The organism is Mumia zhuanghuii (assembly GCF_042681565.1).
In the GTDB taxonomy this organism is placed as follows: domain Bacteria; phylum Actinomycetota; class Actinomycetes; order Propionibacteriales; family Nocardioidaceae; genus Mumia.
Genome location: NZ_JBHUFT010000006.1, coordinates 50,947 through 75,321 on the forward strand (window position 1 = coordinate 50,947; position 24,375 = coordinate 75,321).

Consider the following 24,375-nt stretch of genomic DNA (forward strand, 5'->3'; position numbering starts at 1 on the left):
GTCGTCAGGAGCTCCCGGCCTTGTATCCGACACCGCGCACCGTGACGATCACGGTCGGGTTGTCGGGATCGGGCTCGACCTTCGAGCGCAACCGCTGCACATGGACGTTCACCAGGCGGGTGTCGGCCGCGTGACGGTAGCCCCAGACCCGCTCGAGCAGCACCTCGCGGGTGAACACCTGCCGTGGGGAACGGGCCAGGCACACGAGCAGGTCGAACTCCAGCGGCGTGAGCGACAGCTCATGCTCGCCGCGGACGACGGTGTGGCCCCGGACGTCGATCTGGAGGTCACCGATGGTGAGCAGCTCCGGCTCGGCCTGCTGGTGCACGCGGGTGCGGGCACGTACCCGCGCGATCAGCTCCTTGGGCTTGAAGGGCTTGACGACGTAGTCGTCGGCACCCGACTCCAGCCCGAGCACGACGTCGACCGTGTCGGTCTTGGCGGTGAGCATCACGATCGGCACGCCGGACTCGGCCCGGATGAGCTTGGCGACGTCGATGCCGTTCATCCCCGGGAGCATCACGTCGAGCAGGACGAGATCAGGCGTGTACGCGCGGAACGCATCGAGCGCCGCCGTCCCCGTGGAGGCGACCGAGGTGTCGAACCCCTCGGCCCTCAGCACGATCGTGAGCATCTCGGCAAGCGCCCGGTCGTCGTCGACGACCAGGATGCGGCCGTTGTAGCGACCGCTGTCCTTAGCAGCCTCGTTGCTGTCCACGCCCGATCTCCTCGCCAGCCTCAGTAGCGGTAGTGGTCGGACTTGAAGGGGCCCTCCACCGGGATGCCGAGATACGCGGCCTGGTCGTCGCTCAACGTCGTGAGCTCGACGCCGAGCGACCCGAGATGAAGCCGCGCGACCTCCTCGTCGAGGTGCTTCGGGAGCGTGTAGACACCGACCGGGTAGTCCTCGTTCTTGGTGACGAGCTCGATCTGCGCGAGCACCTGGTTGGTGAACGAGTTGGACATCACGAACGACGGGTGGCCGGTGGCGTTGCCGAGGTTGAGCAGGCGTCCCTCGCTCAGCACGATCACGGTGTTGCCGTTCGGCAGCGTCCACAGATCGACCTGCGGCTTGACGTTCTTGGTGGTGACGCCGGGCGTCGCGGCGAGACCGGCCATGTCGATCTCGTTGTCGAAGTGACCGATGTTGCCGAGGATGGCCTGGTGCTTCATGCGGCCGATCTGCTCGGCGGTGACGACGTCCTTGTTGCCGGTGGCCGTGACGACGATGTCGGCCTGCTCGATGACCGAGTCGAGGTGCGCGACCTGGTAGCCGTCCATCGCGGCCTGGAGCGCGCAGATCGGGTCGATCTCGGTGATGATGACGCGGGCGCCCTGGCCGCGCAGTGACTCGGCGCATCCCTTGCCGACGTCGCCGTAGCCGCAGACGACCGCGACCTTGCCGCCGATCAGGACGTCCGTCGCACGGTTGATGCCGTCGATGAGCGAGTGGCGGCAGCCGTACTTGTTGTCGAACTTCGACTTGGTGACCGAGTCGTTGACGTTGATCGCCGGGAAGAGCAGCGTGCCCTCCTTGAAGCGCTCATAGAGCCGGAGCACACCGGTGGTGGTCTCCTCGGTGACGCCCTGGACGCTGTTGCCGATCCGGGTCCAGCGCTCCGGGTCGGTCTCGAGGCTGCGCGCGAGGACCCGCAGGACCTCCTTGAGCTCGAGGTTGTCGGTCGTGTCGGGCGACGGCACCTCGCCGGCCTTCTCGTACTCCACACCGAGGTGGAGGAGCATCGTGGCGTCGCCGCCGTCGTCGAGGATCATGTTGGGGGTCTCGCCGTTCGGCCAGACCAGGATCTGCTCGGCGAGGTCCCAGTACTCCGCGAGCGTCTCGCCCTTCCACGCGAAGACCGGCACGCCCTGGGGATCGTCGACGGTGCCGTCACGGCCCACGACGACCGCGGCGGCGGCCTCGTCCTGAGTGGAGAAGATGTTGCAGCTCGCCCAGCGGACCTCCGCTCCGAGGTCGACGAGCGTCTCGATGAGGACAGCAGTCTGCACTGTCATGTGGAGCGAGCCCGCGATTCGCGCACCGGTGAGCGGCTTGCTCGTCCCGTAACGCTCGCGCATGGCCATCAGGCCGGGCATCTCGTGCTCGGCGAGGGTGATCTCCGTACGGCCGCGCTCGGCCAGGGTCAGATCGGCAACCTGGAAGTCCATTGCCCCATCGTAGCCACGAGGCGCACACCACCTGACCAACATGGGCCGGTCGGGCCGGTCTCATGAGGTACGACGTGCCCCGACCCGTGCCTGCACGTCGCCGACCTGCCGGGTGAGGGCGGTGCCCACGAGGAAGCCCAGAGCGATTGCGAACAGGGACATGAACGTGTCGATGAGCACCTGCACCCCCGCCACAGATCCGCTCGCAGCCTCTCCCAGACCGACGAAGCCCAGCGCACCCGGGACGAGGAACCAGAACGAGGCCAGCAGCATCACCATCGACGTCGGCGCCGTCCGGAACGCGGCGGCGAACCGAGTGAACGGGACGACTGCGAGGGCGCCGACGAAGCCTGACAGGGTCGCGCCGAGGCGGCGACTCGCACGCCGGCCACCACACCGAACGCGAGCAGCAGAAGCTGGGCGGTGCCATAGATGATGCGCGATGCACCGGCGACCACCTGGTTGCTGGTCAGCTCCACCGCGGCGACCGTCATCGTGAGACCAGGCAGGAACGTGACGAGCGCGGGCGCGATGAGCCGGAGCGGCTCGTCGCCCACGGCGCCGGCGACGAACGTGCACGTGAGCACGGTGACGAGGAACGCCGCAAAGACCGGCAGCGCCGTCTGCAGCGTAGGCATGGCACGGGCGAGCATCCGGAGCAGGCCGACCGCGAGGCCGAGCAGGGCGTACGAACCGAGCGCCGCCGCCGTCGGGTTGAGGGAGAGCCCGAAGCCGACGCACAGCACGACATACCCGGCCAGTCTCGTGAGCTGTCCGAAGCGCGGTGGCGAGGCTCGCACCGCCTCGATGCGCGCCACACCTCGGCCGGAACGAGGTGACCGGCCATCCCTTCCGTGACGAGGTGCTCAATGGCCCGAGCCTGGTCGAGACGCGCCTCCGCGGACGGGACGGGCTCGAGCTCGGTCCGGTGACCGGAGCCGTCCGTGTCGGTGCTGTCGATCTCGATGAACACGACCGTTGGGAGCACGACCGCACGGAGGGTGTCGATGCCGTACGCGCGCGCGATGACGTGAAGGCTCTCTTCGACGAGGTTGGCGGGCTGCCCGACCTCGAGCTGCGCGACCGCGAACGCGCGCAGCATCGTCAGGACCTCGGCCTCCGAGGGCGCCGTGTCCGGGGCGGGCACCTCCTCCGGCTGCTTGAGCACGCGCCGGGCGAGGGCTTCGACGCCGGAGCGCCACCACCGACCGACCCGGCTCATCGTCCCAGGCCGATCCCGACGTAGGCCGCGACGTACTGGCCGGTGAGGGTCAGCCCCGCGTAGCGCGCGAGCGGGCCGCCCTCGAGCGCGGCCACGCGGTCGTGGCGTACGCCGGAGCGTTCGGCGGCGGCGACCAGCTCGCCGTTCTCGACGCGCACCCTGGCAGCGTCGACGCCGTCGTCGAGCACCACCAGGTAAGGCTGCACGTCAGCGGGCGGGTCTTCGTACGGGTCGGCGAAGACGTCACGCGGCGTGCTCGACTCCAGCAGCGCGGCGAGGTCGGACGACTCGGCTGCGAGCGCGGGGCGACCGGCGGCTCGGCGCAGGCCTTCGGCCCACCGCCGCGCCGAGCGCGCGGCGAGCACGGTCCCGCCCCACAGCAGCGGCGTCGCGTCCGCGAGCGCGGTGGCGACCTGCTTGGCACGGTTGCTGCCGAGGTCGCGGAACGGCGAGCACGCGACCGCCACGTCGTCGAGGGTGCGGGCGACCTCGTCAGCGTCGACCGGCGGTGCGAGCCCGAGTGCCTCGAGCGCCTCGAGCGCGACCACCGTCGTCGCCAGCACGTCGCCCGTCGACGTGGGCAGCAGCGTCGTCCAGCGGGACGCGCCGAGCTCGGCGAGCGGGGATCCCGCGGAGGCGACGAGGATCAACGGGCAGCCGCGGCGCACCGCGTCGGTCACCGCGAGCTGGGCCGCGGCACCGTCGGGCGCGCCGGTCACGACCACGAGGTCGAGGCTGCCGGTCCAGCCGGGAAGCCCGGGCCCTGGCCAGGCGACGAACGGCACGGGACAGACAGGTTCGAGCACGGCGCGCAGCAGGCGTGCTCCAGGACCGGCGGCGACCACTGCGCGCGGGCGCTCATCCCTGCCAGCACCGCTCAGCGCCGCGATCGCCTCACCCGCGGCGTGCGCGTCGACCCGGACGCGCGCCCCCGACCCCGCCAGCTCGCGCATCCCCGCGTCGGCGCGCGCCAGAGCCTGCTCGTCGTCGAGCCTGCCGTCGTCGAACACCGCGCCCCCCAGCGTCCCGCCCGGCGCTCAGTCTGCCAGGCTGCGGGCCTCGTCGACGAGCATCACGGGGATGTCGTCACGGACGGGGTACGCGAGGCGGCACAGGTTGCACACCAGCTCGGCGCGGTCGACGTCCACGGCGAGCGTGGCGCGGCACTGGGGACACACGAGGATGTCGAGCAGCGTCGGGTCGAGGTTCATGAGGACTCCTCCTGGTGGACGAGAGCGAGGACGGCGTCACGCACCGACTCCATGGTGGCCTGGTCGTCGGCCTCGACGTTGAGCCGCAATAGCGGCTCGGTCTGCGAGCTGCGCAGGTTGAACCACCAAGAGTCGGCGGTGACGGTGAGCCCGTCGAGCCGGTCCTGGTCGTATGCCTCGTACGCGGCCGCGACACGCTCGGTCACGACCGCTGCGTCGGCGACGCGGCTGTTGAGCTCGCCGGAGGCGGGATAGCGCTCGTACTGGGCGACCAGCTCGGACAGCGCAGTCCCCGCCTCGTTCATCGCGGCCATGACGTGCAGAGCGGCAAGCATGCCCGAGTCGGCGAGCGAGAAGTCGCGGAAGTAGTAGTGGCCGGAGTGCTCACCACCGAAGACCGCGTCGGTGCGCGCCATCTCGGCCTTGATCAGCGAGTGGCCGACCGGCGTACGGACCGGGGTGCCGCCGTTCTCGAGGACCACCTCGCGCACCGCACGCGACGTGATCACGTTGTGCAGGACAGTGGCGCCGGGGTGGACGGCGAGCTCGCGTGCGGCGATCATCGCGGTCACCGCCGACGGCGAGACCGGGTCACCGTGCTCGTCGATGACGAAGCACCGGTCAGCGTCGCCGTCGAAGGCGAGGCCGAGGTCGGCGCCTTGGTCGCGGACGGCGCGCTGGAGGTCGACGAGATTGGCGGGGTCGAGCGGGTTGGCCGGGTGGTTCGGGAAGGTGCCGTCGAGCTCCATGTACATGCCGTGCAGCTCGACGTCGAGGTGGGCGAACACGGCCGGGACGATGAGGCCGCCCATCCCGTTCGCGGCATCGACGACGACCTTCAGCGGACGGGGCCCGGGCGGCACCACGACAAGCTCGGTGACCCGTAGCGCGTACGCGGTGAGCGCGTCACGCGCGATGACCGAGCCCTTGGCGAGGACCGGCTCGACGCCCTTGACAGCACGGTCGGCGATCGCGGCGAGTCCAGTGTCGCGCCCGATCGGCCGGGCGCCGGCACGGCACAGCTTGAGGCCGTTGTCTCCGCTCGGGTTGTGGCTGGCGGTGACCATGATGCCGGGCAGCTCCCACGCCCCGGAGGCGAAGTAGAGCATGTCGGTGGACGCGAGGCCGATGACCACGACGTCAGCGCCGGTGCTCGTCACGCCGTCGGCCAGCGCGTCGGCGAGCTCGGGCGAGGTCACCCGCATGTCGTGGCCGATCACGACCGAGCCCGCGGCTCCGTCGTCGCCGGGAGCCGCGCCGGTCTCGTGCGCGAACGCCGCACCGAGGGCACGGGCGACGTCGGCGTCGAGGAGGTCGGGGGCGGCGCCACGCACGTCGTACGCCTTGACGAGCTGCGAGAGCCGTTCAGCCAGCAAAGTCTTCTCCATCGATCAGTCTTGGGGTCCGAGAACGCGCAGGTGTCCCCCGCGACGACCCGCCGGGGGCCGGTCCGACGACGGTGGTGGCACGTGGGCGGCCTCGCGCACCGCGTCGGCGAGGGCCTCCAGGTCGTCGGCCGAAGGTGCCTGTGTCGCCGTCGCGTCGAACTGCAGGCGCAGCACCTCCCACCCCTTGGGGGCGGAGAGCCGCTCGGCGTGCGCCGCGCACAGGTCGTAGCTGTGCGGCTCGGCATAGACCGCGAGCGGCCCGAGCACGGCGGTCTGGTCGGCATAAACGTAGGTCAGCGTCGCGACGGCGGGGCGCAGGCACGCGGGGCGGGTGCATCGACGCAGGGGGCTCACCCCGCCGAGATTAGCGTGCCCCACCCTCGGACCGGGACGCGGCGCACCGCCATGCAGGCGGACCCCTCGGCTTGCGCAGCACTCGGTACGCGAGGTAGGACGTTCGCATGGCGCGCCGGAGCAGTCCCAGGGTGGTCCCGCTCGACGAGCCGCGTGGAGGCAGACGGCGCGACCGCCGTGGGCGTGGGTTCCGCGGGCCGGTCGCCCTGCCGGGGCCACTGACGCCGTCGGGCATCCCTGTCGGGTGGGATCGCCGTGCCCAGTTCGACACCGCGGTCCTCGGCGCGGTCGCGCGCCTGCGTCCCCGCCATGCAGCCGCGTTGGAGCTGCTCGACGTCGCCGTGGAGGACGTACCGGTGCTGCCGCGCCGATGGCGCGACGAGGTGCCGCTCGGCACGGTCGTCCCCGATCGTGAGCGGCCGCGGGTCGTCCTGTTCCGACAGCCCGTCCAGCACCGCGTGGAGTCGCGGGCCGACCTCGACGACCTAGTCCTCTCGGTTCTCGTCGACCAGCTCGCGACCTTGTGGCGGTGCGACCCCGACGACCTCGACCCCCGGATGTGACTGCGCCCCGTGAGCCTCTGAGCGCGTGAGCCACGAGGCGGCTCAGGGGGCGCCGGGGCGGACGACCGGCGCCGCCTCGCGGACGGGTGCCGCGCTCAACGGCACGGAGGCGAGGCCGCGCCCGCTGTAGACCGCCGCGGCGCGGACCGGCGCCTCGGAGGCGACCGTGAGGTACGAGACCTGTGCGGCCGCGACACCGACGCCGCCGGACCCGAAGGGGTTGAGCGCCGTCGTCGTCCCGGCCGGGGCCTCGAGCTGCGCGCTGCCGACCTCGGCACCTGTCTCGTCGTGGGCGGTCACGGCGAGCGAGGCTGCCGCGTCGCCGTCGGGCGACACGAGGAGCCCGGCGCCACCGGCACGCAACGCCGACCCGATGCCGACGGGCATCACCGCGGTGCCCTCCCACGGCGCGGTCGCGACGGCGTACGCGTGGTCGGCACCGATCGTCGTGCGCACCGACGCGGTGACGGCGATGTCGGAGGTGAGACGGACCGAGTACGCCCGCGCGCTGACGTTCGCGGGAAGCGTCACGCTCGTCAGCGCCTGCGGGGCGACGTCGATGCTCTCCAGACCTGTCGGGGTGAAGACGCCGTCGTTCGTCGCGACCGACAGCGCGACCGTCGCGGTGCGGTCGGACGGGTTGGCGACGAGCAGCGTGCGCGCACCCCGGTGGGCGGGGACGCCGGCCACCGTCGTCGTGGTCGAGGGCAGCGCCGAAGGCGGCATGAGCTCGCTGCCTGCTGCTGCGGTCCCGACCGACGAGGCGTCGGTCGCGGCGACGGCGACGGCGCCGCGCCGGACGACGACCCGCACGGCCATCTCCGACTCCCCTGCGGCGACGTCCTCGAGGCGGACGACACGCGAGGTCTGCGGCTCGACGACGATGCCCGTGGCGCCGACCCCGTCGACGTCTCCGGCCGTGCCGTACATCGAGAGGTCGACCACGCCAGGGTTGCTGGAGGTGTTGGTGAGCACCAGAGCCGTGCGATGCTGCGCGGTGCTGCCGGCGCCCACGAACCAGCGCTCGGGCGCGGGGCGCGGGCACGCCCCCACGGCGGTTCCCCCACCATCTGACGCTTGGGCGACGGAGGCGCTGAACGCGACCGTTCCGGGCGCCTGGGCCCCGGTCGCCTCAACCAGCACCGCACGTGCGCGCCGCCCGGTCAAGGCCGTCGCCCATGTGCCTCGCGGGGCGCCGACGAGCGCGGCGACCGGGTTGGCACCCGGAAGTCGGACGGCCTCGCGCGCTCCCCCGTCGGAGGAGTCTCCCGGCAGGCTGGTCACGGCGACGGTCGTGGCCGAGGCCGCACCCCGCTGGACGAAGGACGGGCAGCCGTACGCGACCGTGCTGACCTCCTGGGCCGACGGACCGCTGCCGGTCGTCTGCTGAGACGCCGTCCGCAGCTCGCCGACACCGAGCAGCAGCCCAGCGATCACCACGGCACCGATCACCAGGCGGCCCGAATGAGCTCCGAGCGCGAGCGCAGCCGACGTCGTCTCGACGACCTGATCCTTGACGCGCCGACCACCGGTCTGACGTCGTGACTTCTTCTTCGGACTCATCGCACCTCCCTCGCTCGTCCCGGTGCGGCCACGACGACGGCCACGAGCAGCAGCGCCAACTGGCCGCGCGCCACCCACGGACGCACCGCCGACGACGGCGGCTCGTGCGGCTCGCCGGCGACGGTGAAGGTCCAGACCCGCGACCCTTCGGGACTGCCAGAGGGCTCCAGGCCGGGCGCGGCCTCGAGCGCGTCGACAAGATCAGGGTCAGCGGGGGCGGGCAGGTAGATCGACTGGATCCCGTACGAGCCGAGCCGCTCGAGCACACCCGTCGAGGGGTTGGACAGCAGCAGGCGGACGTCCACGTCCAGGGAGCGCAGGTCCTCGGGCGACGGCATGACTGCCTCGTCGCCGAGGCGCGTGCCGTCGCCGGACACGACGCGCTGGGTCACGCCTTCCTCGCGCGTGCCGGTGAGGACGAGCGTGGACCTGCCGTCCTCGGCCCGCGCCGCGAGGTAGGCAGGGATCTCGTCGGGCGTGCCACGCTCGAGCGGGTCGCCGTCGCCGCGGACCGCCCACCACGTGAGGGCGACAGCAGGGCCGACCAGGGCGAGGACCACGAGCACGGCGAACGCGCGCCGTCGCACGGGACGGTCGGCGAGGCGTCCGTGGAGGCCGTCGGCGGCGCTCCCTGCCGCTGCGGCGAGGGCAGCGATCCACAAGGTGGCCGGCACTCCCACCCAGACCGGGCCGCCCGAGATGCCGTCGGTGAAGGTCGCGCCGGCGCCGAAGCTCGCCCACCCGAGCACCCAGAGCCCGGTCGCCCACGCGACGAGGACGGCAGACCGGGTCTCCCTGCGCAGCAGGGCCAACACACCGAGCAGCAGAAGACCCGCGGTGGCGTACGTGGCGATGCCCGGACCGCCCGCGTGCCCGAGGGCGAGCTGCCAGGTCGGCGGGTCGAGGTCGCCGACATCGGCGTTGGCGCGCCCCGCCTCCCACCACCAGGCACCGGGGTCGAGCGCGCGCCGCCACATCCAGGAGCCCAGCAGCAGCCAGGGGAGGAGCAGCGCGGTCGCGATGCTCGGCCAGCCGCGGCGGCGCAGCAAGATGGCGCCGGCGACGAGCAGCGGCCCCGCCGCGAGCAGGTACGTGACCGGGGCGAACGCCGTCGCGAGCGTGAGCCACAGCCCAAGACGCAGACCGTCCGTGACCCGCGGCCGCGTCATCAGCAGGTAGGCGGAGTTCACGATCGCCGGGGCCGCCGCGAGGGCGACGACCGTCCCGATCCGTCCCTGGACCAGGGCGCCGGACGTCGCGACCAGCAGGCCGTACGTGGCTCCCCACCACAGCCGGACCCCCGGGGAGGCGAACAGGCGGCGGCCGAGACGGTGCGCGGTGAGCGCGGCGAGCAGGGCGCCGGCGAGGACCACGATGCTGACGGCCAGGTCCGCATTGCCGCCCAGGAGGGTGGCCAGGAGGGCCAGCGGGACGACGTAACCGGGTGCGGGCACGTCGCTGCCGATGCTGACATCGTGCGAGCCGGCGGTGAAGAACGACCACCACGCTCCCGCCCCGTCGGGGGCGGGCAAGAGCGCCCCGCCCATCAGGAAGCCCGAGCCGATGACGCTGCGCGAGGCGACGAACGCGACGAGCGTGAGGACGAGCATCGCCGTCAGCCACGGGTGCCGTGACAGGTACGAGCCGGTGGTCGGGAGCTCCTCGTCGTCGTCCTCCGGGCGCAGCTCGACCGCGGCGCGCCGGCCGGTCATCTCTGGCGCAGGGCCGACGAGGGTGTTGACGAGCTCACCGAGGGCGTCGAGGCCGTGCCGGTACGGGATCAGGGGCGAGGGCAGCAGGCGCTCACGGACGCTGCGCGCGTCGACGCGGGCAGCGGCGGCACGACGCCGTCGAGCCGCCAGCATCGCGAATGGCCTGCGGTAGACCGCCAGGACACCGAAGATCTCATCGGCGGCCTCGCGCGGGGCCTTGGCGAGCAGCAGCACGAGGGCGCGCAGGAGGGTGCCGAGGAACAGGCGTACGGACTGCCAGAAGAAACCGGGCCGGCTCGCGTTGGCGAGCAGCGTGTACGTCGCGGCGCGGCGCATCTCGCGGCGTGGCCTCGGCGCCAGCGATCCCGGACGCAGCCCGGTGGCAGCGGCCTCGACGTGGAAGAAGACTGACGACGGGGCGACGCGCACACGGTAGCCGCGGCGTGCGGCGCGCCACCCGAGGTCGATGTCGTCGAAGAACAGCGGGAGCCGGGGGTCGAAGCCGTCGAGGTCCTGGAGGACGCGTCGGCGTACGAGCATCCCGGCGGTGCTCACGGCGAGGACGTCGCGTGGGCGGTCGTGCTGGCCCTGGTCGGGCTCGCCGCGCTCCAGACCTGTCTCGCGCGCACCCGTCCCGCTGATCGTGACCCCGACCTCGAGGAGGCGCTTGAGGGACGGCCACTCGCGGAGCTTGGGCCCCGCGATGCCGATGTCCTCCGACTGCGTCGCCTGGTCGAGCAGGTGCGCGAGCGCGTCAGGACCGGGCGCCGAGTCGTCGTGCAGCAGCCAGACCCAATCGGTTGGCGCCGACCCCTCCAGCGCCACACGGACCGCATCGCCGAAGCCGGTGCCCGGCGGCGCCGTACGGATCGATGCAGGGTGCAGGTAGCGCGCCAGGATCTCGCGTGTCTGGTCGGTCGACGACACGTCGACCGCCACGACTGCCTGCGGGAGGTGGGCGAGCGACGCGAGCGCATCGAGCACCTGTGGGAGCCACCCTGCACCGTTGCGGCACACGATGACGGCCGTGACGCTGGGTGGGGCGGCGAGCCAGTTCCGGGAGGGGACAAGGCCCTCGTCGACGCCTTCGATCATAGGTGCTGGAGTCTAGCCATCCGCCTGGTGCGCGGACGTCCCGGCACCACCGCGCGGCGCCCGATCGCCGCCGTGCGAGGGCCGGGCGCCACGCTGCGGCGCCCGCCGCGTCAGATCGCGCGCTTCTTGAGCTTGCGACGCTCCCGCTCGGACAGCCCGCCCCAGATCCCGAAGCGCTCGTCGTTCTCGAGCGCGTACTCGAGGCACTCGCCACGCACGTCGCACGTCAGGCAGACCCGTTTTGCCTCTCGCGTCGAGCCGCCCTTCTCTGGGAAGAACGCCTCCGGATCCGTCTGCGCGCACAGTGCGCGGTCCTGCCAGCCCATCTCCTCGGCGTCTGCGTGGAAGAGATCTTCCATCAGTCTCGCCTCCTGCCCCTCGTGATCCCCGTGGTCAGCGCCGCCCTTGACCGGACGCGGGCCCCGACCCCTCGAGGACCCACTGCCGGTGACGACATCGCCCCCGACTTGCATCCGGCCGTCCAAGAAAAGGACGACACTAATGAAATTACAAGCCTGTCAATACCGATCCGTCAAGCCGAAGAGTGCTAATGCGAAGGCCCGCACCACTGTGGTACGGGCCAACGCGTGCAGATCGGGGTTGCTCAGGCGCCGTTCCCCGGCGACCACCACGAGCTCGGGCCGGGCTGGCCGTCGTCGCGTCCGTCGCCCTGCTCGGCATCGCTCGCCGACTCGGACCCGGGGTCCGTGCTCGTGGCGTCGGCGGCATCGGCGTTGTCGAACGTGGCGTCACCCAGACGGGACCCGCCCCACGAGACATCGCCCCCGCCCCACGGCTGCTGCTCGCTCGCCGGCTCAGGCTGGTAGGTGGGCTGCTCAGGCTGGTAGGTGGGCTGCTCGGCCTGCGGCGCCCACGAGGAGCCGTACTCGGTCGGCGCCTGCCACGAAGGCTGCTCGGTCGCCTCATGCGCCCACGCCTGCGGCTGTGCGGGCTCGGAAGAACCCCACTGCGCGTCACGCGCCCACGTGGACTCCTGGCCACCCCAGCCCGACTGCGCGGGCTGTGCCGGCTGCTCGGCGGCGGGTGCGACCCAGGAGGACTGCTCCTGCGGCTGCCACGCCGACGGGGCCGCGGCCTCGGCGGGGGGGCTCCACACCGCGGTGGACTGCTCAGCGGGCTCCACCTCGGGAGCGGCCTCCACCTGCGGCGCGGGCGCCTCGTGCTGCGCGGGCTGCTGTGCGGGCGTGCTCGGAGCGGGCGAGCCCCAGGCCGACCCTGCGGCCTCGGCTCCCACAGCGCCTGCCGCCGCGGCACCCGCGGCGCCGGCGGCGTACCCGCCGTACTGCTGCCAGCCCTGCTGCGGCGCGGCCGGCTGCGCACTCTGCTGCGGCCCCTGCGGCGCCTGCTGCTGCCAGCCACCCTGCTGCGGCGCCTGACCGCCCCACTGCTGGGCCGGCGCTGCGGGCCAGCCGCCCTGCTGCTGCCCCTGCTGCGGCTGACCACCCCACTGGCCACCCTGGCCGCCCTGGGCGGGCGACCACTGCGGCTGACGGACGGGCGCCGGCAGCTCCCGGAGGACGACGACCGTGTAGAAGAGCGCGACTCCGACGAACCCGAGCGCCGCGAGCATGTCGAGCACGTAGGACGCCTTGGCCGGCAGGAGATCCTCGCCGAGGACCTTGATCAGGCCCCACAGCGTCAGGACGGCCGCGACACCGAGGACACCGAGGCCCACGAAGGTGATGAGGCGTGCGTGGGGGCTCAGGTCGTCCTTGCGCGTCGCGAGCGCCACGGCGGCCACGACCGCCACCACACCCACGCTCAGGCGTGTCTCGAACGGTCCGTCGTCGATCAGCGCGATGAGCGCCGCGAGCAGCGAAACGGCGACGACGCCGAGCAGCGAGTACGACAGGATGTCGCGGTACTTGCGTAGTGAGTCGGTCACGGATCCCCATCTCCTGGTTCGGGCGCAGAGCCATGCCCTGTCCCAGTGGACGGGCCTACCCTACGCAGTCCCCGGCTCATCGGTCTCCCCCGGGCGTGCGGGTTCTTCGTCCCCGGAGGGGAGAATGGCTGCATGAGGATCACGGTTCTGTCCGGAGGCATCGGCGGCGCGACCTTCGTCGGCGGACTGCTCGACGAGGTGGGCGACGACGCCGACGTGACCGTCGTCGGCAACACCGCCGACGACATCTGGTTGTTCGGGCTCAAGGTGTGCCCTGACCTCGACACGCTGATGTACACCCTCGGCGGCGGGATCGACACCGAGCGCCGGTGGGGCCGCGCCGACGAGACGTGGAGCGTCAAGGAGGAGCTCGCCGCGTACGGCGCACAGCCGACGTGGTTCGGCCTGGGCGACCGCGACGTGGCCACCCACCTGGTCCGGACCCAGATGCTCGAGGCGGGCTACTCCCTCAGCGACGTCACCCGCGCGCTGTGCGTGCGGTGGGAGCCGGGGGTCACGCTGCTGCCGATGACCGACGACCGCGTCGAGACCCACGTCGTGGTCGAGGAAGGCGGACAGCGCAGCGCGATCCACTTCCAGGAGTACTGGGTGCGTCTGCGCGCCTCGGTCCCCGCGCACGGCGTCGTGATGATCGGGATCGACGACACCAAGCCCGCGCCCGGCGTCGTCGAGGCGATCGCCGACGCCGACGTCGTCCTCGTGCCTCCCTCGAACCCGGTCGTCTCGGTCGGCCCGATCCTCGCGGTTCCGGGGATCGCCGACGCGCTGCGGTCGACGTCTGCCCCGGTCGTCGGGGTGTCGCCGATCATCGGCCCCGGTGCCGTACGAGGCATGGCGGACCAGCTCCTGACCGGTCTCGGCGTCGAGGTCAGCGCCAGTGCCGTCGCCGCCCGGTACGGCGCCCGCTCACGCGGCGGCGTGCTCGACGGCTGGCTCGTCGACACCTCCGACGCGTCACAGCTCGCGGCGGTCGCCGACGCCGGCATCGAGGGGCGCGCCGTCCCTCTCTACATGTCCGACGCCGCCACGACCCGTACGCTCGCCGCCGACGCGCTCGGGCTCGCCCAGGAGATCGGGTCGCGCCCGTGAGCCTGACCCTGTGGCCGGTCACCGGCGTCGGCGAGGTCGGGCCCGGCGACGACCTCGTCAGCCTCCTTCTCGAGCGACTCGACGAGCCGCTGCGGGACGGCGACGTCGTGGTGGTCACCAGCAAGATCGTGAGCAAGGCGCTCGGGCTCTCGACGGCCGCCGACCGCGATTGCGTCATCGACGCCGAGACCGTACGGGTCGTCGCGCGCCGCGGTGCGACCCGCATCGTCCGCAACCGTGCGGGCCTCACGATGGCCGCTGCCGGCGTCGACGCCAGCAACACCGCACCCGGCACCGCGCTCTGGCTTCCTCACGACCCGGACGCGGCCGCGCGCGACCTGCGGGTGCGGCTGCGCCGCCGCGCCGGCGTCGAGATCGCCGTCGTGCTCTCCGACACGGCCGGACGTGCGTGGCGCCGCGGGCAGACCGACATCGCCATCGGGAGCGCCGGCCTCAAGGTCGTCAACTCGCTGTCGGGGACGCAAGACACCTTCGGCAACGCCCTCCACGTCACCGAGCCGGCCGTCGCCGACGAGATCGCGGGTGCCGCCGAGCTCGTGGCCGGCAAGACGAGCCAAGCACCGTTCGTCGTCGTACGGGGGCTCCCCCGGCACTGGGTCGGCGATCACTGGGCCCACCCGCAGTCAGGCGCCGCCACGCTCCTGCGCCCCGACGACGAGGACCTCTTCGGGCTCGGCGCACGGGACGCGGTCGAGGTGGCCGTCGGGACCGGGAGGCCTGTCGGGTTCCCCGCACCCGAGCCAGACGCGTACGACCGGGTCCTCGCGCTCGCCGCGCCCGCGGAGGCTCTTGTCGAGGTGACCGCGACCGACCCCGCGACGTTCGTGGTCGCGGTCAAGGACGACTCCGACGAGGCGCTCGTGGAGGCCGGTCGCGTCTCCGAGCGGCTGCGCGTGGCTGCGCGTGCCCACGGGGTGGACGTCGCGATCGAGGTGCGACCCTCAGGTGCCCGCGGCCGTTAGGGTGGCACCGTGACGATCGCCGACCTGCTTGCACGGGCCACCACTGTCGATCCGTCGCGGCCCGCCGTCACGTTCTACGACCTGACCACCGGCGAGCGGGTGGAACTGAGCCTGACGACCTGCACCAACTGGGTAGCCAAGACCGCCAACATGCTCCAGGACACCCTCGGGTGCGACGAGGACACCACCGTCGACGTTCTGCTCCCGGTGCACTGGGAGACGGTCATCTGGTTCTTGGCGACGTGGGTCGCAGGGGCGACCGTCAGCCTGCGCCCGGGTGACCGGCTCGCTGTCGTCGACCCGGCGACGCTCGAGGAGGCGGCGAGCGCCGACGACGTCGTCGCTCTCTCGCTGCGCCCGCTCGGCGGCCGCTTCACCACACCGTTGCCCGGCGGCGTCCTCGACTACAACGCCGAGGTGCCCGCGCACGGCGACCACTTCACCGCGTACTACCCACCCGCCCACGGCTCACCGGCGCTCATCACCGACGACGGCGTGCTCAGCCACGAGGAGCTCACGGACCGCGCGAGCGGCACGTACGCCCCGGGCGCGCGCGTGATGATCGTCGGAGACCGCGACCTCGGCCCCTTGGTCGATGCGGTCCTCGCCGCGCTCGACGCCAACGGATCGCTCGTGCTGGTCCGGACGCCGGACGCCGACGCGCACCGCGACCAGCTCGCCGCGATCGCCGAGACCGAGCGCGTCACCGTCGCGTGACACGGGTCAGCAGACGTCGCCGAGGTCCTCGGCGTCGTTGATCCGAGCCGAACGCTCTTTGTCGGGATCGGCCCCGGCCTTCTCCGACTTCGCAGTCTTCTCATTCGCCTCGCCGTCTCCCGACGTGCCGGCCGCCTCGGATGTCTTCGCCGGGGGCTTCTCCGAGCGCGCGATCCCCTTGTCGACCATGCGGCGGATCTTGTCGAAGTCCGGGTCGCCGGTCTGGATCGCCGGCGGGACCAGCGACACCGTCGACACCTTTGCCCCCCGCGCCTTCAGCGCCAGCTCGACGAACGTGTCGAGGTCCGCGGCGGGGATGTCGGTGCTCAGCATCTTCTTGCTCGAGTCGGCGATGCTGGTCGCCTTGAGGAGCACGGTGTTGGGGTCGAGCTGGGTCAGCATCGCGCTCATCAGGCACTTCTGGCGCGCCATGCGCGAGTAGTCGGAGTTCTGGACGCGGCTGCGGGCGTACCAGAGCGCCTCGCGACCGTCGAGCTTCTGGCGCCCCTTGGGGATCCAGTCGGTGATCGGCGAACCGATGCCACCGATCGCGGTGCGCTCACGGACCCGGATCTTCACGCCGCCGACCGCGTCGACGAGCGAGGCGAAGCCCTTCATGTTGACGAGCACGTGGTAGCTGATTTTGAGCCCGGTGATCTCCTCGACGGCTGCCCGGGTCGCGTCGATGCCTTCGTGGTCGCTGCCCTCGAACAGGTCGGGGTGGTCGTCGGCCCACGTGTTGACGCTGTTGAGGTAGCAACCGTCGCAGTCGAAGCCGCGCGGGAACTCCTCCTTCATCGGGTGCCCGTCGGGGAACGGGACGTCGGCAAGGTTGCGCGGCAGGCCGACGAGCACGGTGTCCCCGGTCTCGGTGTCGATGCTCGCGACGGTCAGCGAGTCCGGTCGCAGACCGTCACGGCCCTTGCCCGAGTCGCCTCCGAGGAGCAGCACGTTGTAGCGCCCATGCTCGGCCTCGCGGACGACCGAGGAGCCGAAGACCGTGCTGATGAAGTCCTGCTGGACGGCCATGAGGTTGGAGGCAACGAACAGGGCACCCGCGGTCACGAAGCACAGCAGGCCGCTGACCCCACTGACGGCGAGGCGGTGCTTGCGCTCGAGCCGCAGCGGGGTTCCGAGACGCCAGGAGTCGGCGAACAGGGCCACCCACCCGAGGGCGAGCGCGATGAGGGCGAAGCGCATGAGCCACAGCAGGCCGGTCGACGTGAGGAGGGAGATCACGATGCCCCGGTCGATCCATGCCAGCAGGAGGAGCAGGAGGACGAGACCCCACAGGCCGGCCCAGATCCGCAGCGCCACGCGTCCGACCTGCTTGTTGCCGGCCAGCAGCTGCGCCGAGCCGGGGGCCACGAGCGTCATGACCATCAACGAGAGCGCTCTGCGGAATCGGACGCGGGCCGAGTCCACCTCTGCCTGCGTTCGTCCGTACGAGTCTTCGCGGTCGGACATGTACCCCCGTGATGTCGCTGTCGGTGCGGCGCCCACCCCTGGACGCCCCGCCAGTATCACCAGCGGACCGGCCTCGACCGGGACGACGCGCCGAGGAGGGCGCAGCACGCGCGACGTCGTCCGGTACCTTCGAACGCATGCCCGAACGCGATCCGAACCCCCGGGACGAGGCCGGCTACGGCTGGCTCTACGGCCCCGACGACGATGCCACGCAGGTCGTGGGAGCCTCGTCGTCATACCCTCCTGGCGGACCCGGCGCGTACTCCGCTCCCCCGCCCCAGGGGCCGCCGAACGAGCCACACCAGCGGCCTTCGGATCTGCCGCCGATGCAGTACCCCGATGCCGCACCGCCCTCGCAGGGCGGCGGCGGGCGCGGCGCAGGGACGCGTGGCGGCGGACGGCGTTGGCTGCGGCCGGGGCGGATCATCACGCTCCTGCTCGTGGCGTGGCTGGTCTTCCTGATCGCCGTTCCGGTGTGGGCGTGGGGCAACATCGAGAAGGTCGACGCCTCCCCCGGCGGTGAGCGTCCGGCCGACCAGCCCGGCACCACGTACCTGCTCGTCGGCTCCGACAGCCGCGAAGGCCTCACCAAGGAGCAGCGCAAGGAGCTCGCGACCGGTGACGCCGAGGGGCGCCGCACGGACACGATCATGATGATGCACGTCGGCAGCGGGCCGACGACGCTCGTGTCGATCCCCCGTGACTCGATCGTCCCGATCCCCGGCCATGGCCGGACCAAGATCAACGCCGCGTTCGCGTACGGCGGGCCGAAGCTGCTCGTCGAGACGCTGGAGAACACGACCGGCGTCCGGATCGACGACTACGTCGAGATCGGGTTCGGCGGCTTCGTGAACATGGTCGACGCCGTCGGCGGGGTCGAGATCTGCCCGAAGAAGGCGATCAAGGACAAGGACGCCGGCCTCAAGCTCGCGAAGGGGTGCCAGGAGGTCGATGGTGCGACCGCGCTCGGCTATGCGCGTTCACGGCACACGTACGCAACGCAGGACCTGCAGCGCGTCCAGTCTCAGCGCGAGGTGCTCGGGGCGATCGCCGGTGCGGTGAAGTCGCCGTCGACGTTCCTCAACCCGTTCCGATACGCCGGCGTCGTGAGCTCGGCGACCGGGTCGCTGCGCATCGGCGGCAACGTCGGCCCGCTGTCGCTGGGCCGCTTCGCCTGGAACCTCTCGGGTGCGATGGGCGGCTCCGGCCACAACTGCACCGTCCCGATCGCCGACGCGTCGGTGCGCTGGGACAAGGAGCGGGCGCTGCAGCTCTTCGAGTACATCAAGACCGACAAGACGGACAAGATCACCAAGGCCGTCTGCACCAAGGACGGGCTGCCGGCGAGCTGACGCGGTCGTTAGCGAGCGAATCTGCGGGAGGCCCCGTCCGAGCCCGGAGATCTCTGCTAATTTCAGCCGTCTCACCGGCGGGCAGCGATGCCTCGGACTGATCGGAAATCGCTGTGGTGCGTCGAGCTGTCGTAGGGGTGCTGACCGCTGCCGTGCTGGTGGCTTCCGGTGCAGGGCCAGTTTCTGCGGGCGCAGCGGAGGACTGGGCAGCACCCGTCCTGACGTCGCCGGCCCCGGACACGCTGCTCACAGGGACGGCCGAGCTCACCGCGACGTCGGAGTCGCCGTACGTGGTCTTCGAGCTGGCGACGTCGGCAAGCTCGACGTGGATCGTCCGGCGCACGCCGGTGGCTGCAGGCCCGGACGGCATCTTCCGCGACACCCTGCCGACAGCCGGGCTCCCCCCACGGTTCGTCGCGTGGGTCCGGGCATGCTCCGATGCGAGCCTGGAGTCGTGCACGACCGTCAGCGAGCCCGTCCCGGTACGGGGACCGCGGCCGACGCTTACGCCCACGAAACCGTTGCCTTCGGTGATCGACCCGTCGGTCACCAAACAGGTCTCGCTGCGGGTCACAGGTCTCGGCGGGTCCCCGGCGACGGTCGACGGTGACGTCACGAGCAGGCAGGTCCATGACGGCGACGTGATCGATGTCGCCATCTCGAGCACGTCGAGTGTCGACCTCTTCGTGTCGCTGCGGCAGTGCAATTCGCTCAACGGGCAGGTGTGCGAGAGAACCGGGCTCTCCCTGACGGTTCGCAAGGAACCGGACCTCACCCTGTGGGGGCCGAGCACGATGCTGCTGAGCCAGAACGGCGACGGTCTATGGGAGACCGCGACCAGCCAGGTGAGCCTGGACTCCCGTACTCCGCTCACAGCCCGTTGGCGGATCATCTCCGCTGCCGGTGCGACAGTTGCCGGCCCGTACGAGTTCAGTGCAGACCAGATCAGGGAGGCACGCAACCCAGCCCCGTGGGGCACGCGCATCCTGATCGACCCGAAAGAACGTCTGGGTCGTCCGCTGCCAGCCGGTGAGTACCGGTTCGAGGTCGAGACCACCGCGACGGCACCCGACTTCAAGAAGTCCACCCGCAAGAGCGAGACGCTGTTCATCAGCAACGCCGCGCCGATGACCAGGCTCACCCCGAAGACCTCGGTGTTCTACCCGCAGGCCGTCGCCGCGACCGGTGTGCCGCGGGTGATGGAGCTGAGTCCTCGGATCGACTCCTACGAGGCGAGGATGACAGGCTTCCGCTATCGCGTGCTCACGGCCGACGGCAAACCTCTGGGCGACCCGATCGGCGGGATCGGCTGGGACCAACCAGTGATCGCCTGGGACGGAGCGATCCGTCGGGAAGGGCGGCCCGCGACGACAGCGCCTGAGGGCACCTACCGCATCGAGCTGATCAGGACGATCAGGACCGGGGCGGGCGTTGACGAGTCGGACGTGTACGGGCCGGTGTCCGCCCCCTTCACCCTGCGTCGCGGATATCCGGACTCGGTCACACGCTCGGTCGCCGCCTCCGCGCGCTCGTCGTGGCAGCGGACCGCGGTGAAGCAAAACGCCCGCGTCCAACGCGGCAAGCACGGCGTACTGCGATTCCGGCGCAAGGCCGCCGGCAAGGGCGCGGCGCGGGTCACGTCCGTGCACTCCGTCCGGATACCGCGTGATCGCCTCAAGGATCGCCGGATGCGCATCCGGCTGCACGGCGCCTGGGACAACCCCGGCGACGTCAAGATCGCGGTGATCGCGCCGTGGGGCGAAACCCTCCAGCGCCGCGCCCTCACCCGCAACCGACGGCACCTCGAGGTCGCGGTCCCCGAGCGATGGGTCCGTGCCGACGGCCGCCTCCGGTTCGCGGTGCAGTGGAAGGGCACGAAGCCCGCACGGCTGGACCGCGTCGTCGTCAGATACCGCAGGTACGACCTCACGTCGTGACCCTGGGCCGACGGCCAGGAGCGGCGACCTACTCGTCGTACCACCAGCAGGCGTTGTCCTCGTAGTAGAGAGGCCAGCAGATCGCGTCACGGGTCTGAGACCCGTAGATGCCGTCGGCCTTGATTCCTAGGCGCCGCTGAAGACTGGTCAGCGCGCTCTGCGTCGCCGGGCCGAAGTCACCGTCCACCGCGATGTTGTAGTCGTAGGTGTCCCGCATGACCTGCTGGAGGTACTTGACCGCGTTGTTCTTGTGCCCGCGCTTCATCACGCAGGTGGGACTGAGCGTGGAGTACTGGACGGGGATGAACATGCGCTCGCCGCTGGCGCTGTACTTGCGGACCGCCTCGGTACAGGTCGGCGTGGCCGCGTGAGCCGGTGTGGTGACGATGCCTCCAAGAGTCGTCACCAGCACTGCTGCGGCGGCTGTGCTGAGCAGCCGGGTTCGATGTCGCATGATGCGAGGCTCCTTTCTGCCGTGGACCCTGAGGGGCCCTTGGGCATCGAGCCTCGGTCGACCGAGCCCGCTCCCGCCACACGATTCGATCAGGTTCGAAGGCAGAGGCCGGCCCAGCCCGGAACGTCAGTGGGCGGCCGGTTGCGACCGACCGCCCACTGACACACCACAGCCCCCAGAGCGTGTCAGAGCTCGGACTGGATCCCGGCCAGGAGCTGGCGCGCCATCACGATGCGCTGCACCTGGTTGGTGCCTTCGTAGATCTGCGTGATCTTGGCGTCGCGCATCATGCGCTCGACCGGGTAGTCGCGCGTGAAGCCGTAGCCGCCGAGCAGCTGGACGGCATCGGTCGTGACCTGCATCGCGGTGTCGGACGCAAAGGCCTTGGCGGCAGCACCGAAGAAGGTGAGGTCCTTGTCGCCGCGCTCGCTGCGCCCGGCGGCTGCGTACGTGATCTGACGCGCGGCCTCGACCTTCATGCCCATGTCGGCCAGCATGAACTGCAGACCCTGGAACTCCGCGATCGGCTTGCGGAACTGCTGACGCTCCTTGACATAGCCGAGGGCATAGTCGAGCGCCCCCTGTGCGACGCCGACGGCCTGTGCGGCGATCGTCACGCGGGTGTGGTCGAGGGTCTGCATCGCGGTCGCGAAGCCCGTACCCTCGGCGCCGATCATGCGGTCGGCGGGGATGCGAACCTTGTCGAGGTAAACCTCGCGCGTCGGGGAACCCTTGATGCCGAGCTTCTTCTCCGGAGCACCGAAGGACACCCCCTCGTCGGACTTCTCGACGACGAACGCACTGATGCCCTTCGACCGCTTCTCGGGGTCGGTCACCGCCATGACGGTGTAGAAGTCCGACTCGCCAGCGTTCGTGATCCAGCGCTTCACGCCGTCGAGGACCCAGTGGTCGCCGTCGCGGACCGCGCGGGTCTTCATGCCGGCGGCGTCGCTGCCGGCGTCCGGCTCCGAGAGGCAGTACGAGAACATCGACGTGCCCGCAGCGACGGCCGGGAGGTACTTCTGCTTCAGCTCCTCGCTGCCGGACAGGATCACCGGAAGGCTGCCGAGCTTGTTCACCGCGGGGATCAGCGACGACGAGACGCACGCACGCGACACCTCCTCGATGACGAGCACGGTCGCGAGAGCGTCCGCTCCGGCGCCGCCGTACTCCTCACCGATGTGGGGCGCGTGGAAGTCGGACGCGACCAGCGCGTCGTACGCCTCCTGCGGGAAGCGCGCCTCCTCGTCGACGGCGGCGGCGAACGGAGCAACCTTGGCGTCGCAGACGGCGCGGACGGCCTCGCGGATGGCCTGGTGCTCCTCGGACAGAGCGAACATGGGCTGGTCAGTGGTCACACCCCCCATGCTAATGACGGTTAACCAGCTACCCGCAGGGCCCTAGGCTTGCGCCATGCCCGTGAGCACCCAGCCCTCCGCACCAGTCACCGAGATCACGTCCGTCGACGAGCTCCGCGCTCTCGTCGGAGATCCGCTCCCCCGTGTCCGCGACAAGGTGCGCGCCGAGCTGCTCGAGGACCACGTGGCGTGGCTGGCCGCGTCGCCGTTCTGCCTGGTCTCCACGTCCGACACGTCGGGCCGCTGCGACGTCTCGCCCAAGGGCGACCCCGCCGGCATCGGCCACGTCGTAGACGCCACCACCGTCGCGATCCCGGAGCGCCCCGGCAACCGCCGGGTCGACGGATTCCTCAACGTCCTCGAGAACCCGTACGCCGGTCTGCTGTTCGTCGTGCCCGGCCGCGGGGACACGCTGCGGATCAACGGGCGGGCGCGGATCGTGACCGACGCGCCGTACTTCGACGCCTTGACGGTCAAGGGCCACCGACCGATCCTCGCGTTGGAGGTCGCGATCGAGGAGGTGTTCTTCCACTGCGCGAAGGCGTTCTTGCGCTCACGCCTGTGGAACCAGGAGTCCTGGCACCCCGAGGTCCTCGCCAGCCGCGCCGAGGTGGCCCAGCGCCTCGAGCGACCTCAGGACTCGCTCGAGGCACTGGAGGCCTACTACGGCGAGGCGTACTCCAAGAACCTCTACTGACCGCCGCGGCTCAACCGATCAGCTGCATGTTGCCAGTCAGCGGTGCCTGCGGATAGCACCAGACACGGTGCTGCCTGGTCGGATCGAGGGCGTTCATGACGATCTGCGCGACGTTCTTGGAGTACGTGATCGACACGTGCTCCGAGAGATCGATCGGGCAGACGTCCTGCAGGCGGATGTTGTCGACAGCCGAGCCGCCACCTTGGATGTACGCGCGCTCCCACGGCGTGACGACCTCGTCGTACTGCGTCGCGATCACGGTGTAGTCGATGCCCGGCACCGTCTCACCCGCGTCGTTGAGCTGCCGGTAGAACGGCGACTGCGGCGCGGGGCTCTTGTCGGCCTGCTGCTGCGCGGCCGGCATGTCGACCAGCTCGAGCAGGCCCATCGCGAGGCCGAACAGGCGCAGCGTCTTGCCGAGCTCAGTGATGCCCGACAACGTCGTCGGGTGGTTGGACGGGGCGATGCCGATCACCTGGTCGACCTTTGCAGCGCCACCGATCTTGTTGGCGTAGTAGCGCGCGACGGCACCGCCCTGCGAGTGGCCGATCAGGTCGACCTTCGACGCGCCGGTCGCGGCGCGGACCCGGTCGACGAACGGGGCAAGCTCCTGCGCGCTCGCGATCATGTCACCCGTGCCGTTGAGGAACGCGATGCCCGTGGAGTTGCCGTAGTTGAGCGCGAAGACGCAGTAGCCCTGGTCCTTCAGCACTGGCGAGAGCCCGTTCCAGTTGTTGTAGGCGTTCTCCCAGGTGCCGTGGACCAGGACGACGGGGACCGGATGGCGGCTCGACGGCCGGCAGCTCCAGTCGTTGGCGCCGATCGGGTTGCGGTTCGGCTGGACGAGCGTACGGGCGAAGGCGGCGGGGAACGAGGAGTCCTCGCCCAGCGGCGCGAACCGCATCGGGCGCGGGAGCGGATTGACCCAGGCCGCCTCGGCAGGCCCGGGCACAGCGGTCAGGCAGAGGATCGTGGTGGCCACCACGGCCAGCAGTCGAGAGAGCTTCTTCACGGTGCGTCACCTCACGGTGCGAGATGGCGACGCCAGCGCCGGACCGGCGGCCAGACGCAGGAGGAACGGGCGTCACCAGGACTGTACTGTGACGCACCTCACGTG

General features: G+C 71.2%; 22 protein-coding genes and 1 pseudogene. 7 read left to right on the forward strand and 16 right to left on the reverse strand.

Annotated elements, in window-relative coordinates:
• Nucleotides 1-4: 4 nt before the first annotated feature.
• From mtrA to ACFSDF_RS07575, 8 genes and pseudogenes are all read right to left on the reverse strand, one after another.
• Nucleotides 5-718 (reverse strand): MtrAB system response regulator MtrA, encoded by a 714-nt coding sequence (mtrA, locus tag ACFSDF_RS07540; protein ID WP_255490665.1) that lies wholly within the window; start codon nucleotides 716-718, stop codon nucleotides 5-7.
• A 20-nt stretch (nucleotides 719-738) separates the two neighbouring features.
• The gene (gene ahcY, locus ACFSDF_RS07545; protein ID WP_167005161.1) at nucleotides 739-2,169 is read right to left on the reverse strand and encodes an adenosylhomocysteinase; all 1,431 of its coding nucleotides are present in this window, start codon (nucleotides 2,167-2,169) and stop codon (nucleotides 739-741) included.
• Between the two features lie 60 nt (nucleotides 2,170-2,229).
• On the reverse strand, nucleotides 2,230-2,448 hold the full coding sequence (locus tag ACFSDF_RS07550; RefSeq protein ID WP_167251709.1) for a hypothetical protein: 219 nt from the start codon (nucleotides 2,446-2,448) through the stop codon (nucleotides 2,230-2,232).
• A pseudogene (locus ACFSDF_RS07555) lies at nucleotides 2,442-3,391 on the reverse strand (threonine/serine exporter family protein). The gene ACFSDF_RS07550 and the pseudogene ACFSDF_RS07555 overlap by 7 nt, the downstream one beginning before the upstream one ends.
• Nucleotides 3,388-4,401, reverse strand: coding sequence for an SIS domain-containing protein (locus ACFSDF_RS07560; RefSeq protein ID WP_243845154.1), 1,014 nt, complete (start codon nucleotides 4,399-4,401; stop codon nucleotides 3,388-3,390). The pseudogene ACFSDF_RS07555 and the gene ACFSDF_RS07560 overlap by 4 nt, the downstream one beginning before the upstream one ends.
• Before the next feature lie 27 nt (nucleotides 4,402-4,428).
• The gene (locus ACFSDF_RS07565) at nucleotides 4,429-4,602 is read right to left on the reverse strand and encodes a Trm112 family protein (RefSeq protein ID WP_167005170.1); all 174 of its coding nucleotides are present in this window, start codon (nucleotides 4,600-4,602) and stop codon (nucleotides 4,429-4,431) included.
• The gene (locus ACFSDF_RS07570) at nucleotides 4,599-5,990 is read right to left on the reverse strand and encodes a phosphomannomutase/phosphoglucomutase (RefSeq protein WP_208322430.1); all 1,392 of its coding nucleotides are present in this window, start codon (nucleotides 5,988-5,990) and stop codon (nucleotides 4,599-4,601) included. The genes ACFSDF_RS07565 and ACFSDF_RS07570 overlap by 4 nt, the downstream gene beginning before the upstream one ends.
• Nucleotides 5,991-5,993: 3 nt before the next feature.
• The gene (locus ACFSDF_RS07575) at nucleotides 5,994-6,344 is read right to left on the reverse strand and encodes a DUF3499 domain-containing protein (RefSeq protein ID WP_167251707.1); all 351 of its coding nucleotides are present in this window, start codon (nucleotides 6,342-6,344) and stop codon (nucleotides 5,994-5,996) included.
• A gap of 107 nt (nucleotides 6,345-6,451) precedes the next feature.
• On the opposite strand from ACFSDF_RS07575, the gene ACFSDF_RS07580 reads away from it, so the two are divergent.
• The gene (locus tag ACFSDF_RS07580) at nucleotides 6,452-6,907 is read left to right on the forward strand and encodes a metallopeptidase family protein (RefSeq protein WP_167005176.1); all 456 of its coding nucleotides are present in this window, start codon (nucleotides 6,452-6,454) and stop codon (nucleotides 6,905-6,907) included.
• Nucleotides 6,908-6,949: 42 nt separating this feature from the next.
• Here ACFSDF_RS07580 and ACFSDF_RS07585 read toward each other — a convergent pair whose 3' ends face one another.
• The 4 genes from ACFSDF_RS07585 to ACFSDF_RS07600 all read right to left on the reverse strand — a co-directional run bounded on the left by ACFSDF_RS07585 (nucleotide 6,950) and on the right by ACFSDF_RS07600 (nucleotide 13,183).
• Complete coding sequence (locus tag ACFSDF_RS07585; RefSeq protein WP_377156936.1) at nucleotides 6,950-8,470, reverse strand: DUF5719 family protein; 1,521 nt, start codon at nucleotides 8,468-8,470, stop codon at nucleotides 6,950-6,952.
• Nucleotides 8,467-11,277, reverse strand: coding sequence for a glycosyltransferase family 2 protein (locus ACFSDF_RS07590; protein WP_377156938.1), 2,811 nt, complete (start codon nucleotides 11,275-11,277; stop codon nucleotides 8,467-8,469). Before ACFSDF_RS07590 ends, ACFSDF_RS07585 begins: the two co-directional genes overlap by 4 nt.
• A gap of 110 nt (nucleotides 11,278-11,387) precedes the next feature.
• Entirely contained in the window at nucleotides 11,388-11,636 is a 249-nt protein-coding gene (locus ACFSDF_RS07595) for a WhiB family transcriptional regulator (RefSeq protein WP_167005184.1), read from the reverse strand.
• Between the two features lie 245 nt (nucleotides 11,637-11,881).
• Nucleotides 11,882-13,183 carry a hypothetical protein gene (locus ACFSDF_RS07600; protein WP_377156940.1) on the reverse strand — a complete coding sequence of 434 codons (1,302 nt, stop codon included), beginning with the start codon at nucleotides 13,181-13,183 and terminating at the stop codon, nucleotides 11,882-11,884.
• A gap of 132 nt (nucleotides 13,184-13,315) precedes the next feature.
• Between ACFSDF_RS07600 and cofD the strand changes: the two genes are divergently transcribed.
• Genes cofD through ACFSDF_RS07615 form a run of 3 tightly spaced genes read left to right on the forward strand, consistent with a single transcriptional unit; the run spans nucleotide 13,316 to nucleotide 15,993 of the window.
• Nucleotides 13,316-14,293: a 2-phospho-L-lactate transferase gene (gene cofD / locus ACFSDF_RS07605; RefSeq protein ID WP_377156942.1), complete on the forward strand. Its 978-nt coding sequence runs from the start codon at nucleotides 13,316-13,318 to the stop codon at nucleotides 14,291-14,293.
• Nucleotides 14,290-15,276, forward strand: a complete 987-nt coding sequence (gene cofE, locus ACFSDF_RS07610; protein ID WP_167005193.1) for a coenzyme F420-0:L-glutamate ligase — start codon at nucleotides 14,290-14,292, stop codon at nucleotides 15,274-15,276. The genes cofD and cofE overlap by 4 nt, the downstream gene beginning before the upstream one ends.
• A gap of 9 nt (nucleotides 15,277-15,285) precedes the next feature.
• A complete protein-coding gene (locus ACFSDF_RS07615) occupies nucleotides 15,286-15,993 on the forward strand; it encodes a TIGR03089 family protein (protein ID WP_167005195.1) in 708 nt (235 codons plus the stop codon).
• Between the two features lie 6 nt (nucleotides 15,994-15,999).
• Here ACFSDF_RS07615 and ACFSDF_RS07620 read toward each other — a convergent pair whose 3' ends face one another.
• Entirely contained in the window at nucleotides 16,000-17,460 is a 1,461-nt protein-coding gene (locus ACFSDF_RS07620; protein WP_167005197.1) for an LCP family protein, read from the reverse strand.
• A 137-nt stretch (nucleotides 17,461-17,597) separates the two neighbouring features.
• On the opposite strand from ACFSDF_RS07620, the gene ACFSDF_RS07625 reads away from it, so the two are divergent.
• Nucleotides 17,598-18,812: an LCP family protein gene (locus tag ACFSDF_RS07625; RefSeq protein ID WP_377156946.1), complete on the forward strand. Its 1,215-nt coding sequence runs from the start codon at nucleotides 17,598-17,600 to the stop codon at nucleotides 18,810-18,812.
• Nucleotides 18,813-18,949: 137 nt separating this feature from the next.
• Nucleotides 18,950-20,749: a hypothetical protein gene (locus ACFSDF_RS07630; RefSeq protein WP_377156948.1), complete on the forward strand. Its 1,800-nt coding sequence runs from the start codon at nucleotides 18,950-18,952 to the stop codon at nucleotides 20,747-20,749.
• 28 nt (nucleotides 20,750-20,777) lie between these two features.
• Here the strand turns inward: ACFSDF_RS07630 and ACFSDF_RS07635 are convergent, their stop codons facing one another.
• Together ACFSDF_RS07635 and ACFSDF_RS07640 are read right to left on the reverse strand one after the other, a co-directional pair.
• The gene (locus tag ACFSDF_RS07635; protein WP_167005201.1) at nucleotides 20,778-21,203 is read right to left on the reverse strand and encodes a peptidoglycan-binding domain-containing protein; all 426 of its coding nucleotides are present in this window, start codon (nucleotides 21,201-21,203) and stop codon (nucleotides 20,778-20,780) included.
• A 185-nt stretch (nucleotides 21,204-21,388) separates the two neighbouring features.
• On the reverse strand, nucleotides 21,389-22,543 hold the full coding sequence (locus tag ACFSDF_RS07640; RefSeq protein WP_167007067.1) for an acyl-CoA dehydrogenase family protein: 1,155 nt from the start codon (nucleotides 22,541-22,543) through the stop codon (nucleotides 21,389-21,391).
• 73 nt (nucleotides 22,544-22,616) lie between these two features.
• Between ACFSDF_RS07640 and ACFSDF_RS07645 the strand changes: the two genes are divergently transcribed.
• Nucleotides 22,617-23,258 carry a pyridoxamine 5'-phosphate oxidase family protein gene (locus tag ACFSDF_RS07645; protein WP_167005204.1) on the forward strand — a complete coding sequence of 214 codons (642 nt, stop codon included), beginning with the start codon at nucleotides 22,617-22,619 and terminating at the stop codon, nucleotides 23,256-23,258.
• 10 nt (nucleotides 23,259-23,268) lie between these two features.
• On the opposite strand, the gene ACFSDF_RS07650 is transcribed toward ACFSDF_RS07645, so the two are convergent.
• Nucleotides 23,269-24,270 carry a lipase family alpha/beta hydrolase gene (locus ACFSDF_RS07650; protein WP_167005207.1) on the reverse strand — a complete coding sequence of 334 codons (1,002 nt, stop codon included), beginning with the start codon at nucleotides 24,268-24,270 and terminating at the stop codon, nucleotides 23,269-23,271.
• Between the last annotated feature and the right edge of the window lie 105 nt (nucleotides 24,271-24,375).

Excerpts from the sequence above, each read along its gene's own strand:
- ahcY (WP_167005161.1), bottom strand. The coding sequence starts at position 2,169 with ATGGACTTCCAGGTTGCCGATCTGACCCTGGCCGAGCGCGGCCGTACG.
- ACFSDF_RS07550 (WP_167251709.1), bottom strand. The coding sequence starts at position 2,448 with ATGGTGATGCTGCTGGCCTCGTTCTGGTTCCTCGTCCCGGGTGCGCTG.
- ACFSDF_RS07565 (WP_167005170.1), bottom strand. The coding sequence starts at position 4,602 with ATGAACCTCGACCCGACGCTGCTCGACATCCTCGTGTGTCCCCAGTGC.
- ACFSDF_RS07570 (WP_208322430.1), bottom strand. The coding sequence starts at position 5,990 with ATGGAGAAGACTTTGCTGGCTGAACGGCTCTCGCAGCTCGTCAAGGCG.
- ACFSDF_RS07580 (WP_167005176.1), top strand. The coding sequence starts at position 6,452 with ATGGCGCGCCGGAGCAGTCCCAGGGTGGTCCCGCTCGACGAGCCGCGT.
- ACFSDF_RS07585 (WP_377156936.1), bottom strand. The coding sequence starts at position 8,470 with ATGAGTCCGAAGAAGAAGTCACGACGTCAGACCGGTGGTCGGCGCGTC.
- ACFSDF_RS07590 (WP_377156938.1), bottom strand. The coding sequence starts at position 11,277 with ATGATCGAAGGCGTCGACGAGGGCCTTGTCCCCTCCCGGAACTGGCTC.
- ACFSDF_RS07595 (WP_167005184.1), bottom strand. The coding sequence starts at position 11,636 with ATGGAAGATCTCTTCCACGCAGACGCCGAGGAGATGGGCTGGCAGGAC.
- cofD (WP_377156942.1), top strand. The coding sequence starts at position 13,316 with ATGAGGATCACGGTTCTGTCCGGAGGCATCGGCGGCGCGACCTTCGTC.
- ACFSDF_RS07620 (WP_167005197.1), bottom strand. The coding sequence starts at position 17,460 with ATGTCCGACCGCGAAGACTCGTACGGACGAACGCAGGCAGAGGTGGAC.
- ACFSDF_RS07625 (WP_377156946.1), top strand. The coding sequence starts at position 17,598 with ATGCCCGAACGCGATCCGAACCCCCGGGACGAGGCCGGCTACGGCTGG.
- ACFSDF_RS07635 (WP_167005201.1), bottom strand. The coding sequence starts at position 21,203 with ATGCGACATCGAACCCGGCTGCTCAGCACAGCCGCCGCAGCAGTGCTG.
- ACFSDF_RS07640 (WP_167007067.1), bottom strand. The coding sequence starts at position 22,543 with ATGTTCGCTCTGTCCGAGGAGCACCAGGCCATCCGCGAGGCCGTCCGC.
- ACFSDF_RS07645 (WP_167005204.1), top strand. The coding sequence starts at position 22,617 with ATGCCCGTGAGCACCCAGCCCTCCGCACCAGTCACCGAGATCACGTCC.